Origin of the sequence: Enterococcus sp. DIV1420a, from assembly GCF_051712165.1 — a bacterium.
Lineage (GTDB): Bacteria > Bacillota > Bacilli > Lactobacillales > Enterococcaceae > Enterococcus > Enterococcus faecalis.
Map to the genome: position 1 here is coordinate 1,378,064 of NZ_JBIOOI010000001.1, position 16,080 is coordinate 1,394,143.

Genomic DNA, 16,080 nt, shown 5'->3' on the forward strand with positions numbered 1-16,080 from the left:
AAAGGTGGTCTCAACTATGTCAGATGGACGGATGATTTTTGAGAGAGAGCGTGAAGATTTAGCACGAATTGTGAAATTGATTTTTACAAGAAAGAACACAAATGTCGCAGGCGGTAATTTTTCATTCAAAACAACGGATCAAGACGGTAAAGAATATATTATTATGACGCCAACGATGATGTCGGAAGCCTATTTAGGGGAAGTATCACCAGCGCAAATTTTAGTAGTTGAACCTCATACACGAAAAGTAATAGACGGCGTTGGAAAACTGACGCGGGAAATTAATTTACATGAGGCAGTTTATGATACAAATCCAGAAATCAAATCGGTGTTGCATGCCCATGCGCCTAATTCAATGTTCTGGGCTACTGCCGGATTAGACATGCCGAATCTGACAGAGGCAACACAAAAGATCGGATATGTACCTGTGCTTGATTTTGAACCGAATTGCTCACCAGAATTAGCGGAGCTCGTCTCCAACTATATGGAAAAAGAGAAGCTGGAACTGCCTAATATGCTGCTGTTGAACAGCCACGGTGTATTGATCAGCGCTCCAGGTGAAACAGGTATTGAAGCGATCCATAAAGCCTTACAAATCCTTGATACAACAGAATGGAATGCAGAGATTGCTTACAAACAAACGATTTTCCAATCATTAGGCCTATTAGACGGCTACTACTCAAAAGGTAAACAAGTGGGGACACTTGAAGATTTGAAAAGGCGTACACCAATCTATAATCGTGAAGAGATTTTTTCGGGTGGCGATTAAAAATACAAGTAATTTTTAGATTGTAAATATGGAAATTACTTTTTCTAGAAAATTAAAGTTCTTCTTTTTAACAATGGAACTACCCAAATAAACTGAGACAAAAAAGCACCACTTATTGAATTCAAGTTAAAATGAATTTAAACAAGTAGGTGCTTTTTCAATCACAATCTTGGACGCGGTAAATAAACGTGTGATTTTCACACATGGGCACATGGTAAGTAGACCAAAATTTTGAGTGAACATACCAGTTTTTTGGAACATGCACCAAAATGGAAAAAGAACAGGGAACTTTCCCGCTCTTTTTTTCGATTAGTGGGTAACTACCCAGCAAGTGTATGTACACTTGCTATGCTTACCAGAGTTTTGTTGGCAGGTAGTATGGGCTTTTTATACTGAAGGAGATAGAAAAGTTTTTAAGACTTTTCTTAGCACACAAAAAATAATAAAAAGAGAGCAAACTAGATTAAAATAACTTTACTATTTGAGAAATAGTAAACGAACTAAAAATCCTTGTCTGTCTGACAAGGATTTTTAGTTCGTAGAAAGTTCTATAATATATAAATAATAAAATAAGTAAATCCAATACCTAATAATTTGATATCACAATTAGATAACGTCAAGCTTATCTTTCGCTATTTTTTTATGAAATAAGGAGAAAACAGACGAATTCGATGTTTTTATAAAGATACTGTTTCAAAGAGGATAATGGAATTTTTTTCCGGAGTACTAAGGAAATATTTCATTTGTTAAGAAAGCGGTTTCGAAATATACTATACATGTAAATAACAAATAAGGAGGAGAAGAAATGACAACGAGTTTTCCAAAAGATTTTCTTTGGGGTGGGGCAGTTTCAGCTCATCAATTGGAAGGTGCGTGGCAAGCTGGTGGCAAAGGTGTCAGTGTTGCTGACGTTATGACTGTAGGTTCCCCAACCCAATACCGTGCCATTACAGATGGTGTCTTACCAAACGAATATTACCCAAATCATGAAGGAATAGATTTTTATTACTGTTATAAAGGAGATATTGCCCTTTTTGCAGAAATGGGTTTCAAATGTTTTCGAACATCAATTGCTTGGACACGAATTTTTCCTAATGGGGACGAGACAGAGCCTAACGAAGCGGGGTTGAAATTTTATGATGACTTATTTGATGAATGTCTTAAACATAATATTGAACCAGTAGTAACGTTATCACATTTTGAATTGCCTTATCACTTAGTAACAGAGTACGGTGGATTTCGTAATCGCAAGTTAATTGATTTTTTCCTCCGCTTTGCTGAAGTTTGCTTTAGACGATACAAAGATAAAGTGAACTATTGGATGACGTTTAACGAAATTAATAATCAAGCAAACTTCCATGAAGATTTTGCCCCATTTACAAACTCTGGTATTTTTTATCAAGAAGGAGAAGATAGAGAAGCCATTATGTATCAGGCTGCTCATTATGAGCTTGTTGCTAGTGCCAAAGCGGTAAAAATTGGAAAATCTATTAATCCAGATTTTCAAATTGGCTGTATGATTGCCTTTGCCCCATTATATGCGTTAAATGACAAGCCTGAAAATGCATTGATGTCGTTAAAATCAATGGAGAAACGTTATTACTTCTGTGATGTTCATGTTCATGGCTTTTATCCAAATCACATCTTGAAGTATTGGGAACGTAAAGGAATTAAAATTGATTTTACAAGTGAAGATGAAAAAGCATTGAAAGAAGGCACGGTCGATTATATCGGTTTTAGTTATTATATGTCTCATGCAGTTGTTCACCATGGAAAAAATGTTCACTATGATTATGACGAAACAAAAGATTTAGTACGTAATGAATTTGTTAAAGCCTCTGATTGGGGCTGGCAAATCGATCCTGTTGGCTTACGTTATTCATTAAACTGGTTTACAGACATGTACCACTTACCATTATTTATTGTCGAAAATGGTTTTGGTGCTTACGATAAAAAAGAAGCAGATGGTAGTGTCCATGATGACTATCGTATTGCCTATTTAAAATCACATCTTGAACAAATGAAGTTAGCAGTAATTGAAGATGGGGTTTACTTGATGGGGTATACCCCATGGGGCTGTATTGATTTAGTTTCGGCTGGAACGGGAGAAATGGAAAAACGTTATGGCTTTATCTACGTTGATAAAGATAATAAAGGCAATGGAACTTTAGAAAGAAGTAAAAAAGATTCGTTTTATTGGTATCAAGAAGTGATAAAAGCAAATGGTGAAAAAATTTAGATAAATTTAGGGAGTGTATGGATATGAAAAAAGCTTTAATAATTTGTGCAGCTGGGATGTCATCTTCAATGATGGCAGCAAAAACAACAGAATACTTTAAAAATAAAGGAGAAGAAATTGCTGTTGATGCTGTCTCTGCGACAGAAGGTGACAAAATGATTAAAACGAGTGATTTTGATTTATTTTTAATTTCGCCACAAACGACCATGTTTTTAGATAAATTTAAAAAATTAGGTTCAGAAGTTGGTAAACCTGTCGTTAGTATTCCATTTCAAGCCTATGTGCCAATTCCAACGGGTATTCAAAAATTAAGTGAAGTTATTGAAGAAAATATTTAGAAAATGAGGGAAGATAATGAGACCAAAGGAAAGAGAATTGCTCTTGCGCTTAATCCAGTATCAAGATGATTTTGTTACTAGCCAGCATTTGGCCTCTGAGTTGTCATTGTCTGACCGTACAGTCCGCACATATATCACGCGTCTAAAAGAACTTGTTGTAGAAAATGGGGGCGTGATCACTTCCAAACAAGGTTATGGTTATTGTTTGACCATTGTCAATAAATTGAATTTTGATCTTTTTTTGGCAAAACAAGAGATTACCTTAATTAATGAAGAAAAGCCCCCCTTAATTTCTGATATTACAGATCGGGGAAATTATATTCTAAATAAGCTGTTACTTGAAGAGGCAACAATAAATTTAGATGACTTGGCTGAAGAATTGTTTATTAGTCGCTCTTCTTTGAGTAAAGATATGCAAAAAATTAAAGAGAAACTAAAACCATACACATTAACACTTGCTTCAAAGCATGGTGTGGGTCTTTTTGTTAAGGGTGATGAACGGAGTAAACGTCATTTTATTTTAGATACTTTTTTTGGGAAAAATTATACTAATTCGCTTAAAAAATATCTAGGTAATAGTCCACTTTTTCAAGATATTAGTTTTGAAGAATTGACGATTATTATTTTGGATGAGATTAGAGAGGCTAAATTAAAAATATCTGACATTATAATTCAAAATTTAGTTCTGCATATTGCCTTAAGTATTAAGCGTTTAAAAGAAGGTTTTGAAATTAAGGAACTTGGGATAACAGCTGACATTTCTGAAAAGATAGAATATGAAGTTGCTAGAAAAATAGTCATCCGGATAGAGATATCTTCTAAAATTGCATTTCCCTCAGAAGAGATATCTTATCTTGCCTTACACTTAATGGCAAAATCAAATCATCCTGTTGGAAAAGAAAATCAAGAACTAAAAGGAGCATTAACACAGGCTATTGCGCTATTAAGTAACAGTCTAGGTTATTCTCTAAGCGAAGATTACCAGCTGAAAAGTGGCCTATTGGATCATCTAAAGCCGATGTTAGTTCGACTAGAAAGAAAAATTTCTTTGGATAATCCATTAACAGGAGAAATAAAAAATAATTATCCTCAGGCCTTTGAGTTGACTAAAAAATATTTAGGTCAGATTCCAGTTTTAAAGGATTATCAAATTACCGATGATGAATGGGCGTATTTAACTTTACACGTAATGGCGGCGATGGAAAAAGCAAAAGATATGCAAAAGGTCCAAGCTTTGATTATTTGTGCTACTGGTTATGGCAGCGCACAATTGTTAAAAAATCGAGTTGTTAATGAATTTGATAATCATATTACAGTTACCAATGTTCAGGGCTATTATGAAATTAACGAGACTAGTTTAAATGATGTAGATTTAATCATTTCTTCTATTGATTTTTCGGCTATGGTTTTTCTCATTCCAGTTATTCAGGTTAGTGTTTTTCTAAATGATGATGATGTTTCAAGAATTCGTAAAGCGATTCATAAAATTAGTACCAAAAGCCGGCAGATAACAATCCTTAGGTTAAATGATATAAAAAATCAGTGTAAAGAAAACATGCTCATGGAACAGATGGGAGAAAAATATTTTAAACTCTATGACGTTGAGCCAACCAAAAAGCAGGTTTTAAAAGAATTGGCAGAATTATTACGTATTAATGAAGCTGAAAATTATCCCAAGGAATTATTAGAACAAATTAATCACCGTGAACAAATGGGACAGATTATTTTTAGTGAAAGTATTGTAGTCCCGCATCCGGCGCTACCGGTGGGGATATCTACCAAAATTGCTGTAGCGTTGATTCCAGGGGGAATGAGCTGGGATGAAGAAAAGAAAATTCATTTTGTCTTTTTGATTTCTCCTTCTTATATTGAAAATAAAGAAATTACCGTTATGACTAAAGCGATTGTGAAGTTAGTAGATTGTTTATCATTTCAGGAAAAAATGTTAGCAGAACCAACTTTTGCGAATTTTAGGCAACTATTTTTACAACTAATGTAAAAAGGAAGGAGGAAGATTATGACACAAGACATTGAAAAGGTTATGAGTAGTGAAGAAATTCAAGTGGCAGCTTTTGAGATTATTTTAAACAGCGGTAACGCCCGTACTACTATTCATAAATCATTTGCAGCTATGAGAAAAAGTGATTTTAGTCATGCAGATCAGCTCTTAACGGAAGCAAATGAGGAAATTTTACAAGCACATAAATCGCAAACAGCATTATTAAAAGATTATGCTGGCGGAAAAAAAATTGAAATGGAAATTATCATGGTTCATGCACAAGATCATTTGATGACGACGATGACCTTACTAGAAGTTGCCCAAGAAATGAAATGTCTTTATGAGCAAATTGCACAAAATATAAAAAATTAAAAGGAGGTAAAATCATGAAAGATGCCGATAAAAAAGCCCTCAATTTAAATCGTAAAAAGCTAAGTCTTAAAACAATGTATTTTAATCGTTATCTTTTCGTTCTTTATCTGAGCGCGGGCTTTTTCTTTATTAATTTATACTGGTTGATTGCATTGTTTTTAGTTCAAGGAAAAATGATTTTTATTCCAGCTCTTTTAATTCTCAGTATTTTACCAGCTGTCTTTGAACAAGCAAAATTGTACAGTACACCTCAAAATATAACACCGCGGACAAGGGGGTATTACTGGTTGCAGTTAATCGTCAATGTTGGATTGTTACTAGCCACTTTTACGCCATTATTCCAAGTGTTGTTTCCTTTTATGAAGCAAGGAATAAATGGCCGTACTTTTATTGTGGCCGTACTTTTAATTGGTTGTTTTTTATGTTTATGGATTCAACATCGTTTACGAGATATCAGTAGCAATAATGACAAGCACTATCAATGTATTAAACAATATGAAAAATCGTTGTATCTATGAAAGGGGAGTAAGATATGTTTAACTTTTTACAAAAATATTTAATGGGACCGATGGGGAAAGTTGCTCAAATGAAAATAGTACGCGCTGTCATGGCAGCCGGAATGGCTTCCATTCCATTTACTATTGTTGGTTCAATGTTTTTGGTTTTAAACGTGTTGCCAGTAGCATTTTCTGGGTTAGAGGGAATATTTGAAGCTAGTTTTTTCAAGATCAGTGACTTATATATGGTAGCTAATACTATGACAATGGGTATTTTAGCCATTTATTTTTCAATCGTTTTCGCTTATGAATTAACATCTATTGAACGAGATGAACAAGGTTTAAATGTTAACCCCTTAACAGGGGCACTCTTAGCAGTCTTAGCATTCTTTATGTGTATCCCTGAAATTGTCTGGGAAGGGGGGAAAATGACGTTAGTTAACTCTATTACGGATGCTGAAAAAGTAGTAAATGGGATTCGTATGGGATCTTTTGCTGAACGTTTAGGGACGTCTGGTATTTTTACTGGTATTATCATGTCTGTTATTGCAGTTGAACTATATTGCTTGTGTGTAAAACGTAATTTAGTAATTAAAATGCCGGATGTCGTGCCACCAGGTGTTGCACGTTCTTTTACCGCATTAATTCCAACTTTTGTAATCGCCTTTGTTGTAATGATTATTAATGGTATTTTGATTGTACTTGGTACAGATATTTTTAAAGTAATCTACATTCCGTTTAGTTTTGTAACTAATTTGACCAATACATGGCTAGGGATTATGGTAATTTACTTCTTAATCCATGCATTATGGATTGTCGGGATCCATGGAGCAAATATTATTACTTCTTTTTTAACGCCAATCGTACTAGCCAATATGGCTGCCAATGCTGCAGGGGCAAATTATCCATTAGCTGGTGAATTCAATAACTCTTATGTAACTGTTGGTGGTTCTGGAGCAACATTAGGATTGATTATCTTTATTGCTTTCGTGGCAAAATCAGATCAATTAAAAGTTCTAGGAAAAGCTTCTCTTGTACCAGGTATCTTTAATATTAATGAGCCGATTATTTTTGGTATGCCTATTGTGTACAACCCATTTTTAGCATTACCATTCTTCTTAGCACCAATGGCTTCAGCATCTTTAGCATATTTTGCTATTAAATTTGAAATTGTTAAACCAATGCTAGCACAAATGCCTTGGCCATCTCCTATAGGAATTGGAGCATTCATTGGTTCTGGTGGTGACTGGAAAGCAGCTGTTTTAGCTTTGTTATGTGCAATATTAGCTTTTGCAATCTGGTTTCCATTTATCAGATTCTATGACAATAAACTGTTAAAAGAAGAACAAGATAAAGCAAAAGAATTAGCAGCCTAATTAAAATAATTGAATCGCCTCTTTTTGTGAGGCGGTTTTTTAGTACCACTTATTTATAAAATATGATTGTAAATAAATATAAGGAATTGGGCCTGGAATTTATATGTGGGGATTATTTCCCGCTCACGAAAAAATTACTTCACTATTGAAAAATGTTGATTTATAGATTGCCATCTGCAGTATGTAATACTTGATTTCTACGAGATAAATATAATGACTATAATAGAATTTGAGTAATTAATTTGTAGTTATTATGATTGATAAATACAGAGCACCTACTTGAAGTACCCGTTCATTGCTTTTATAAGTGTATTCATTACTTTTGCCTTTCCGTTGGAATACGGATAAATCATGGCGTTACGAATCCCTTCTTCATAGGTTAATAAATTATTTATGTTTTTACTAAACGTTTCATCTAATTTTTCTGGAATAGTGCATAATTGTTCAAATAATTGTTGAGGATTTTTTCTTCGGAAAGATTCTGTTAATTCGTGAAATACTTGATAGGTAAAACAAAGTTTAGGCGATAAGTCAAGAAGTCTATCAATAATCATAGCTTTTGTTAGATAGAGAAAATTAGGTTCTAGAAAACTACGACATGTTTTATAATTTAAATGATCAATTATGGTTCGATCTTTTAACAAAAAACGCCAATTGCTTTTCAATTTATTTGCTTGTATGTGTTAGTTTTCCTTTCTCAATCGAGCGACCTCTTTTATCCACATAGTATTAAAGGCTCGGTTCAGGTGTTGAACAACATGAAAACAGTCAATGACTAGTTTCGCTTCTAGGAATACTCGAGGAATCAATTGGAAATCTGAAGAAGATTGTCTGCTTAACTGGTTTTCGACAACCGTATAAGGTTGCTCCACGTTACTACGTTTCTTCATTTTTACACGACAATTCCAATGATATTTCTGAATAATCTTTTGTATAGTATTTTTATTAACTTTGTATTCTTAGTTAATAAACGCAGTAATATTTTGATATATATCGAAGCTTATGCTGGAAGCATAGGTGACGAACAGCTTCTTCAAGGGCATTTGACTTGCCCAAGACTTTTCGATGAGTCCAACGATAATAGGTAGCTCACGAAATCCCAAAAAGTTGACGCAATGCAGTAAGAGTTAATTTCTCTTTCATTCTTTTGACTAATTCTACAAATATTTCTGGTTCCACATCCTTTCCAATTCTTTGTACTTTTTTAGCACGGTGAATTGTCAAATCAAGTGCAACACTTTATCGAAAAAGACTTCATAATGTGTTTTCCAACCTAAACATTTTCTTGGTCTGCTGTTTAACTTCTCAACCATTCGATAAATCTTTGAATCCTCTACTGTATCCATTTCCTTTGATTTTGGTAGATATTCTCTAATCAAACCTTTGTATTCTCATTTGTTCCTCGTTGCCAAGGGGCATGAGGGTCTGGAAAGTAAAATGGCACATTGTCCAAAGACTCTGTAACATCAAAATGTTTAGAAAATTCCTTTCCTCTGTCAGGAGTGATAGTTTTGACAAGATCTCTGTCAATTGTGTTGAATAGTTCAATCATCTTTTCGCAAACATATTGTGCTTTTTTCTTTTGTGCCTTACCTGCTATAAGGAAATGAGAATTGCGGTCTGTTAACGTTACTAAACAGGCCCCACCCGTTTTCCCAGCCACTGTATCGGCTTCCCAATGCCCAATTTCACTCCGTTTTTCAGCAGCTTGTGGACGGTCATAAATCGAGTTTGTGATTCGGATTTTCCAACGAGTTTCTGTGTGGTTCTTAGTATGACGTGTTTTTCCTCTATGACGTAAAGAGCGAATCAAGCCTTGATTCCCGTGAGATAAAGGATTTATCTCAAATTTTCCATCGTAGATTGCCCGATAAATCGTCACAAAACTGATATGAAAATCTGCTTGCTCGTAAGCTAACCGATTAGAAATTTCTTCCGGTGACCATTGCAGATCAACGAATAGCCGGCGAACAATTGACCAAATTCGTGAGTCATCTAAGAGTTTGTGTCGTCCACAATTCTTTCTGCGGAGTTTATACTTTTTATCTGCACGAGAGGGAGAGTAATCTTTTTTGCTATTTCTATTCAGCTCACGAGAAACGGTGGATTGGCTTCGATAGATATCTGAGCCAATTTATGAAACGAATGTTCATTTTAAGCTTTATCGAAATGAACAATTTAAACAAAGCTATTTGAAAGCTATTATGGCTGATACCTTAGGATGCACCGGGACAGAAATCATTCGTCGAGTTGTCGGGGATTCGAAAGTCAAAGAACTCTTACTAATCGCTAAAGATCAGAAAATACAGGCTGAGAGATCGTTAGTTAAGTATGGAATATATCTCATAAAAAATCGGGTAAATATTACTACTGGAAAAGAACTGGTAGATCTTTTTAACCAATGTAAAGAAGAAATTTAGATGGAACGTCAAGACTATATGATGCCAAAGCTTTTACAATATGAGAATGTTGCTTGGTATGAAAATGGGAAAGTTCGCATTCTTGATCGGCGGATTTACCCCTGAGAAATTAAATTTGTCGATTGTCGTACCTATCAAGAGGTTGCGCAGGCCATCAAGGATATGGTCACACAAAGTGCCGGCCCATACACAGCATCAGGAATGGGTATGACTTTAGCAAGCTATCAAATAGCTTATTTAGCAGAAGCAAGTGAAACGATCGCGACAGCCAGACCGACCACCGCCAATCGCGTGCGTTTGATTACTGAAAAATGTTTGGATATAATAAAGGATGCTTTAGACAATGGCACAATACCAACAGAAGCGATCAAGCAAAATACGATTGATTCTTTAAATCGTCGTTACTTTACGATGAATAAAGTCGCTAAGTTCTTAATCGAAAAAATTCCAAATGACGGATCAGTGTTATGGTGAAACCATTATTGGAATGCTTTTACGAGAAGCCATCGAACAGAAGAAAGACATTAAGTTCTTTTGTGCAGAGACACGTCCCTACCTGCAAAGAGCTCGCTTAACTGCCAGCTGCTGTACGGAAATGTGCTTTGAAACAACAGTGATCTCCGATAATATGGTTGCTTACTTAATGAGCTCGCAAAAAATCGATTTATTTACATCAGCCGCAGACAGTATTTCACAAGATGGGCATATTGCTAATAAAGTAGGAACTTATCAGATTGCTCTGCTAGCCAAATGCTTTGGCGTTCATTATTTTGTTACAGGAATTCCTGATGCAGACAAACAAGATAAAAGCAGTATCAAAATCGAAATGCGCGATCCAGAACAAGTGATGGAGCTGAACGGAATTAAGCATACATTGAATGGTGTTCAAGCGATCTATCCATCATTCGATATTACTCCGCCTGAATTTATCGGCGCAGTGGTAACGGACCGTGGTTTTTATTCACCATACGATCTTAGAAGCTACTTTAAAGAGAACCAAGAAAATGATTTTTATTAAATCTTTGAGAAGAGCCTTCTATCCTCAACGCTTTCATCCATAGTCAGCTTTCTCTTGTATAAATACATTTCTATTGACAATCTAGCAATTATGAATAAACGTTGAAGCATTTTAATAAACCGAAATGCGAAAAACAATTTATGTAAGGTATTTGAAGTTTTGATGTCTCAACATAAAAAATATAAGGAGGATATTGATATTAATGATAAATTAACAAAGGATTCTAATTTAGTTGCTTTTATATTTTATTTTAATAAAAAATATCTTTTATTAATTATTATTGACAGATACACATAGACTTGCTTTAATTAACTTAAAATTATGAGTGCATTTTTATTTGGTGGTAACAAATAAATAATGGGATTATAACATGAAAAAGATACGACAATAGATTTTTCATGTTATGGGGGACAAGATTCAGAGTCAATCAAGCAGTTTTTCTCTATTGATTTATTTAAAAAAAGTGGTAATAGTGATAGAAAAATTATTATTTATACACCTAATAATTTTAAAGGTTTGATTGAAAACTAAAAAAAGATCAATAGGAATTTCTTTGTTTTGTTTCTCCTATAGGGACAATTACAATATATATTAATTAATACAAGAACGATATCTGTCAGATAAAATATAATAATTTTTCATAAATATTAAACAGCAAACTATAATAGATAAAAAAGGAGGAATTAAAATGAATGATAATCAAAAAAATATTACGATTAAAAATATTTCAATACCTTTTTGTTTCGGGAAACCACAATCAGTGTTTCCATTACTTTGTCTTTTCGTTGTTCCCGGTATAATATTTGTCTTTTCTTTAATATTTTTCAATTTATTTAGTATTGTATTTGCCATATTATTACTTTTCATGATTTACGGCTCTGGTTTTTATGATTTTAGAAGGTATTATTCATATTTTGTAATTACGGATCAAAGTATTATCTATAGTCCTTATCAAAACAAATATACATTCTTTCCGTTTGTAGAAATAATAAAGGGTGCCATCGGGAAGCGGAAAGAGGTGTTTGTACCGTTTAAAGAAATTAAGTTTGGAAAAATTAATTTTGACACTGATGGATTTAAAGGCTTCAACACATCAGTAATATTTCGTCCTAGATATTTATATTTTGCAAGGGAAGAGTTTACTTTCATAATTATTCAGAAAAATCAAAATAGAATAGCCCTTAACTTAGATGTTGCGTTTTACCCAAACTCCTTAGAGAGAAAAGTATTTTGTGCATTGTTTAAATACATCAATTCAAAGGGAGTACAAATAAAAGATAGATACTCTATCATAAATTCTTTTTGTGCTGATAAAAACTTTATAACAGAGGCATACAAAAATAAGACCAATATTGATTGACATCAATAAGAAGAAGTGAAGTTTATGAATTACAGTCAAAAAGCAATCGATCTTTGTAAAAAGTACTCAAAAAATGGTGATTCAATTTGCCTTGTAAGATAGCTTCAAACATGGTGCCAAAAATGTCTTTCAAAGCATTTTGCATATCTTCTACACTTTCAGGCTGATAGGCATCAATAATGGATTAGGCTAACTCCACAGATTTTTTGTCTCGTTTTTGTTTAGTCATAGTGTAATCATGCCTCGTCTAATTTTATCCAATTTTGGATCAAAACAAAAAGAAAAACTGTGAAGTTGCTTTATCTAGAATTAGCAACTTACACAGTTTATTTTACACTCCCATTTATCATTAACAATATACAGATTTTATGAACTTTTTTTAAATTTATCTTTTACTATCTGAAAAATTAAAAAAGTTAAAAATAAAGAAAAAATACCGCTTATAGTGGTTATTACGAAACTATCTATAGATAAATATTTATACAGTAACTCATTAACTAAATCACCTATAAAGAAACCTATAAAAAAAGCTAATACTTTTTCAATGTATGAAGAGTCGATCCACCATTTGTTAATAATATTTAATATCATTAGTATTTATTCCAGACTTTTTTAATTCCTTTACCAATTTGATCAGTATGTTCAAAAGCTTGTTTTGCTAAATAGATTCCTAGAGGTGCTAAAAATACCGCTGGTCTAACTCCTACTCTTTCCCAAAATCCGTCATTAGAACCCCAACTAATATTTCTCCTACTTGTTTTTACACTATGAATTCAAATTCATAGCGATTATTTTTTATCAATAAAACTTTTGTAAGATTTACGTTTTTCAAGTGATTAGGAAATCTTTAAACCCCAAAATATTTTTATTTCACTACCTATTATTTTTATAATTATAAAAGTAGCTGATTATCGTATATCCAATGCTAAAAATTATTACACCCATAAGATAATTCTTTAAAGAAAATTCTCCGTTTATTAGAATTAAGAATAGTATTAAACTAAACCAAATTACTGTAGATATTATTTTGATAAGCACCCTGCAGCAATACCTCCTCCAACAGCTCCAAGAAATTGACCGATTGGACCACCAGTGCTACCTGCGATTACCCCACCTAGAATACCCGCTCCACACTGCTTTACGTTTCCTCCACCAGTAATTTGTTGTAATTGAATAGTATTTAACTCTTTAGTATTTTGCATGTTACACACGCTCCTTTTAAATTATTTTTAGTACAAATTGACTATAGCATAACTTTTCTATTTCTTGGGAAAACCTTCCTAAATACCCCAGTAATGTTTCTTGAATAGTAAATAATACTGGATTATAGCCTTCAGGAATTATTTAAGTGCGTTTCAGGAATGTTTTTCATAGTGAGGCTGAATGTGTGGCATACTAACCATACAAAATTTTAGTATTAGTAAGGAGTTTAATAAAACGATGAAGACGAAACAATTAAAAGGAAAAGAATACACAGAACAACAATTAAAAAAAATTACAGGTGGAAACAGTGTAGTTAAACAAGGAGGGGCTGCTTCGAATTTAGCACAATGCATATTCTCTTTATTTAAAAAGTGTTAGTAAAGGAAATAATTTGGTATGATTTAATCAGGAGGTGATTTCTTGATTATCATTGATACAAAAGCATACTTACTTCGTATGTTCGTAGATATTGTTTGCCTTTATTTTTTAATATTTTTATTTAATAGAAAGTCTGTGAGAAAAAATGGTTTAAAAATAACAATTTTTATGGGAATTACTTTTTTTCTTGAAATATTTAGTTCTTTTTTTGATTTTGTTCCTGTTTTGAGTAGCTATTTAATATTAAAACAAAAGAAAAAACAGGACGTTCTTCTCTTGAATAGTCTTGTTCTAAGTATACTTATAAAGTATGGTATGTCTATTTTAAGTTCAACAATTATGACTTTAGGGTTTTCTCACAATGGTATAAAAGGGTATGCATATGTTGGTATTCAAATAGCCATAGAAATTTTATTTTTGGTGGGATTTACTTTTTTTGTAAAAAAAGTAAATTTTTCAATTTTTATTAAAAGATATAGCACAAAAACAACATTATTATTTATGATTTATTTGTGGGTAATATCTTTATTTTCTTCCTATGTAGCTCATCAATATCAAGTATTCGATAATTTTATTATGGGAGTAGCCACTTTTTTGGTTATTCAGACAATATTCGTTCTGTTCTTATTTCTTAAAATAAATATTAAACAAAAAGAAGATTATGAACAAAAAATAGAAGTTCAAGAACTTAAAAATCTAAAAAAATATACTTATCAGTTAGAAAAAAATCAAGAACGTTTATCGAAGTTTAAACACGACTATAAGAACTTACTATTAAGTTTTAAAGAACTTGCTTTAAATGGAGATACAAAACAATTGTTGGATCAAATTCAGCAATTAGAAAATTATTCAGATTCATATCTTTCTATAAAAACTTTTGAATATAGATACTTTAAGAATGTAAAAAATGACTTTCTAAAAAGCCTGCTTATCTCTAAATTTTATGAAGCAAGTGAGCATAAGATTCACTGTCGCTTTGAATGTACTGAAATAATTGAAAATATACCTATTGCTATATTTGATTGTGTTCGGATATTAGGAATTATACTCGATAATGCAATAGAAGCAACAAAAGAAAGCGAAAATAAAAGTCTTTCTGTGATGATTTATCAAGATGATGAACAAGTTGAATTTTTAATCAAAAATAGTTGTAAAGAAACAAGCCTTTCATTAAATGAGTTGATTAAAGCTAACATTTCCACGAAAGTGGGTCACGAAGGTTTAGGTTTAAATACTATTCAAGATATAAAAGAAAAGAATAAAAATATATTTGTTCAATACAAAAAAAATTCCAAACAATTCGTCACTCAAATTATTTTAATGTGGTGAGTAAGGAGAAGAAATGAGTTATCCAATTATTATTTGTGAAGACCAATTAATTCAATTAAATCAATTAGATACGATTATTCAAAATTTTATTTTATTTCATAATGATCTGTTTAAAATTAGTTTAAAAACACAAAGTCCTGTAGAAGTTGAAAAATACCTAAAAAAGTTTAAACCTGTTCAAGGAATATACTTTTTAGATATTGACTTAAATCATAGTATTGATGGTATCGATTTAGCAGAAAAGATACGTACACAAGATGTTCAAGCTAAAATTATCTTTATTACGACACATGATGAAATGTTACCATTAACAATACAGAGGCGAGTGGAGGCATTAGGCTTTATTATAAAAGATCAGCCGTTAGAATCATATCGAGCAGAGATTACAGAGTTGCTTTGCCTTGCACAAAAAAGAATTGATGCGACAAGAGACAACAAAAAGCAAGCATTCATTTTTTCCGTAGGGTCTCAAACCTATACTCTTGACTTACAGGAAATCCTTTTTGTTGAGCCCTCGAAACTCCCTCACAGGGTTATCGTGTATTCAAAAAATGAACAATATGAATTTTACGGAAAACTAGCAGACTTGCAAAAAAAATATCCTATGTTAATTAGAATCAATCGTTCATGTTTAGCTAACCTTCAGCAGGTTGAAAAAATTGATTTCAAGACACGCTCCGTTTATTTTAACTCTAACTTAATACGATCTTTTTCGTTAGGTAAAGCAACAAGGATTAAGGAACATCTAAAAAATCTTAATTCTTAGTAATTTTTGAAAGGAT

At 32.6% G+C, this 16,080-nt stretch carries 17 protein-coding genes; 14 read left to right on the plus strand and 3 right to left on the minus strand.

Annotated features, from left to right (window positions below; all coding sequences use genetic code 11):
- The first annotated feature begins 16 nt into the window (after positions 1–16).
- From IGI80_RS06980 to celB, 7 genes are all read left to right on the plus strand, one after another.
- The gene (locus tag IGI80_RS06980) at positions 17–769 is read left to right on the plus strand and encodes a class II aldolase/adducin family protein (protein WP_438723080.1); all 753 of its coding nucleotides are present in this window, start codon (positions 17–19) and stop codon (positions 767–769) included.
- A gap of 805 nt (positions 770–1,574) precedes the next feature.
- Positions 1,575–3,008, plus strand: coding sequence for a 6-phospho-beta-glucosidase (locus IGI80_RS06985; protein ID WP_438723082.1), 1,434 nt, complete (start codon positions 1,575–1,577; stop codon positions 3,006–3,008).
- A 23-nt stretch (positions 3,009–3,031) separates the two neighbouring features.
- On the plus strand, positions 3,032–3,346 hold the full coding sequence (locus IGI80_RS06990; RefSeq protein WP_010766735.1) for a PTS cellobiose transporter subunit IIB: 315 nt from the start codon (positions 3,032–3,034) through the stop codon (positions 3,344–3,346).
- A 16-nt stretch (positions 3,347–3,362) separates the two neighbouring features.
- Positions 3,363–5,345, plus strand: coding sequence for a BglG family transcription antiterminator (locus tag IGI80_RS06995; RefSeq protein WP_438723085.1), 1,983 nt, complete (start codon positions 3,363–3,365; stop codon positions 5,343–5,345).
- Between the two features lie 18 nt (positions 5,346–5,363).
- Positions 5,364–5,717, plus strand: coding sequence for a PTS cellobiose transporter subunit IIA (locus IGI80_RS07000; RefSeq protein WP_438723087.1), 354 nt, complete (start codon positions 5,364–5,366; stop codon positions 5,715–5,717).
- A 14-nt stretch (positions 5,718–5,731) separates the two neighbouring features.
- Entirely contained in the window at positions 5,732–6,235 is a 504-nt protein-coding gene (locus IGI80_RS07005) for a hypothetical protein (RefSeq protein WP_438723089.1), read from the plus strand.
- A gap of 14 nt (positions 6,236–6,249) precedes the next feature.
- Positions 6,250–7,590, plus strand: coding sequence for a PTS cellobiose transporter subunit IIC (celB, locus tag IGI80_RS07010; protein WP_438723090.1), 1,341 nt, complete (start codon positions 6,250–6,252; stop codon positions 7,588–7,590).
- Between the two features lie 275 nt (positions 7,591–7,865).
- On the opposite strand, the gene IGI80_RS07015 is transcribed toward celB, so the two are convergent.
- On the minus strand, positions 7,866–8,255 hold the full coding sequence (locus tag IGI80_RS07015) for a transposase (protein WP_438723091.1): 390 nt from the start codon (positions 8,253–8,255) through the stop codon (positions 7,866–7,868).
- A 710-nt stretch (positions 8,256–8,965) separates the two neighbouring features.
- Positions 8,966–9,724, minus strand: coding sequence for an IS30 family transposase (locus tag IGI80_RS07020; protein WP_438723429.1), 759 nt, complete (start codon positions 9,722–9,724; stop codon positions 8,966–8,968).
- 70 nt (positions 9,725–9,794) lie between these two features.
- Here IGI80_RS07020 and IGI80_RS07025 point away from each other — a divergent pair, with 70 nt between their 5' ends.
- The 4 genes from IGI80_RS07025 to IGI80_RS07040 all read left to right on the plus strand — a co-directional run bounded on the left by IGI80_RS07025 (position 9,795) and on the right by IGI80_RS07040 (position 12,388).
- Positions 9,795–10,010, plus strand: a complete 216-nt coding sequence (locus IGI80_RS07025) for a hypothetical protein (RefSeq protein WP_438723092.1) — start codon at positions 9,795–9,797, stop codon at positions 10,008–10,010.
- Between the two features lie 162 nt (positions 10,011–10,172).
- The gene (locus IGI80_RS07030) at positions 10,173–10,484 is read left to right on the plus strand and encodes a hypothetical protein (RefSeq protein ID WP_438723094.1); all 312 of its coding nucleotides are present in this window, start codon (positions 10,173–10,175) and stop codon (positions 10,482–10,484) included.
- Positions 10,462–11,028: a hypothetical protein gene (locus IGI80_RS07035; RefSeq protein ID WP_438723095.1), complete on the plus strand. Its 567-nt coding sequence runs from the start codon at positions 10,462–10,464 to the stop codon at positions 11,026–11,028. Before IGI80_RS07030 ends, IGI80_RS07035 begins: the two co-directional genes overlap by 23 nt.
- Before the next feature lie 688 nt (positions 11,029–11,716).
- Positions 11,717–12,388, plus strand: a complete 672-nt coding sequence (locus IGI80_RS07040; RefSeq protein ID WP_438723096.1) for a hypothetical protein — start codon at positions 11,717–11,719, stop codon at positions 12,386–12,388.
- 1,022 nt (positions 12,389–13,410) lie between these two features.
- On the opposite strand, the gene IGI80_RS07045 is transcribed toward IGI80_RS07040, so the two are convergent.
- Positions 13,411–13,590 (minus strand): Blp family class II bacteriocin, encoded by a 180-nt coding sequence (locus tag IGI80_RS07045; protein ID WP_010815373.1) that lies wholly within the window; start codon positions 13,588–13,590, stop codon positions 13,411–13,413.
- 238 nt (positions 13,591–13,828) lie between these two features.
- On the opposite strand from IGI80_RS07045, the gene IGI80_RS07050 reads away from it, so the two are divergent.
- From IGI80_RS07050 to IGI80_RS07060, 3 genes are read left to right on the plus strand one after another with little or no spacing between them, the layout of a single operon-like run.
- Positions 13,829–13,969, plus strand: coding sequence for an EntF family bacteriocin induction factor (locus IGI80_RS07050; RefSeq protein WP_438723098.1), 141 nt, complete (start codon positions 13,829–13,831; stop codon positions 13,967–13,969).
- A 42-nt stretch (positions 13,970–14,011) separates the two neighbouring features.
- Positions 14,012–15,298 carry a sensor histidine kinase gene (locus tag IGI80_RS07055; RefSeq protein WP_438723100.1) on the plus strand — a complete coding sequence of 429 codons (1,287 nt, stop codon included), beginning with the start codon at positions 14,012–14,014 and terminating at the stop codon, positions 15,296–15,298.
- A 13-nt stretch (positions 15,299–15,311) separates the two neighbouring features.
- Positions 15,312–16,064 carry a response regulator transcription factor gene (locus IGI80_RS07060; protein ID WP_438723101.1) on the plus strand — a complete coding sequence of 251 codons (753 nt, stop codon included), beginning with the start codon at positions 15,312–15,314 and terminating at the stop codon, positions 16,062–16,064.
- Positions 16,065–16,080: the final 16 nt, after the last annotated feature.

What these genes read in the sequence shown, in the direction of transcription:
- IGI80_RS07000 (WP_438723087.1), top strand. Translation starts at nt 5,364, where the DNA reads ATGACACAAGACATTGAAAAGGTTATGAGTAGTGAAGAAATTCAAGTG.
- IGI80_RS07040 (WP_438723096.1), top strand. Translation starts at nt 11,717, where the DNA reads ATGAATGATAATCAAAAAAATATTACGATTAAAAATATTTCAATACCT.
- IGI80_RS07060 (WP_438723101.1), top strand. Translation starts at nt 15,312, where the DNA reads ATGAGTTATCCAATTATTATTTGTGAAGACCAATTAATTCAATTAAAT.
- IGI80_RS06990 (WP_010766735.1), top strand. Translation starts at nt 3,032, where the DNA reads ATGAAAAAAGCTTTAATAATTTGTGCAGCTGGGATGTCATCTTCAATG.
- IGI80_RS07005 (WP_438723089.1), top strand. Translation starts at nt 5,732, where the DNA reads ATGAAAGATGCCGATAAAAAAGCCCTCAATTTAAATCGTAAAAAGCTA.
- IGI80_RS06995 (WP_438723085.1), top strand. Translation starts at nt 3,363, where the DNA reads ATGAGACCAAAGGAAAGAGAATTGCTCTTGCGCTTAATCCAGTATCAA.
- IGI80_RS06980 (WP_438723080.1), top strand. Translation starts at nt 17, where the DNA reads ATGTCAGATGGACGGATGATTTTTGAGAGAGAGCGTGAAGATTTAGCA.
- IGI80_RS07050 (WP_438723098.1), top strand. Translation starts at nt 13,829, where the DNA reads ATGAAGACGAAACAATTAAAAGGAAAAGAATACACAGAACAACAATTA.
- IGI80_RS06985 (WP_438723082.1), top strand. Translation starts at nt 1,575, where the DNA reads ATGACAACGAGTTTTCCAAAAGATTTTCTTTGGGGTGGGGCAGTTTCA.
- IGI80_RS07030 (WP_438723094.1), top strand. Translation starts at nt 10,173, where the DNA reads ATGGTCACACAAAGTGCCGGCCCATACACAGCATCAGGAATGGGTATG.
- celB (WP_438723090.1), top strand. Translation starts at nt 6,250, where the DNA reads ATGTTTAACTTTTTACAAAAATATTTAATGGGACCGATGGGGAAAGTT.
- IGI80_RS07045 (WP_010815373.1), bottom strand. Translation starts at nt 13,590, where the DNA reads ATGCAAAATACTAAAGAGTTAAATACTATTCAATTACAACAAATTACT.
- IGI80_RS07025 (WP_438723092.1), top strand. Translation starts at nt 9,795, where the DNA reads ATGGCTGATACCTTAGGATGCACCGGGACAGAAATCATTCGTCGAGTT.
- IGI80_RS07035 (WP_438723095.1), top strand. Translation starts at nt 10,462, where the DNA reads ATGACGGATCAGTGTTATGGTGAAACCATTATTGGAATGCTTTTACGA.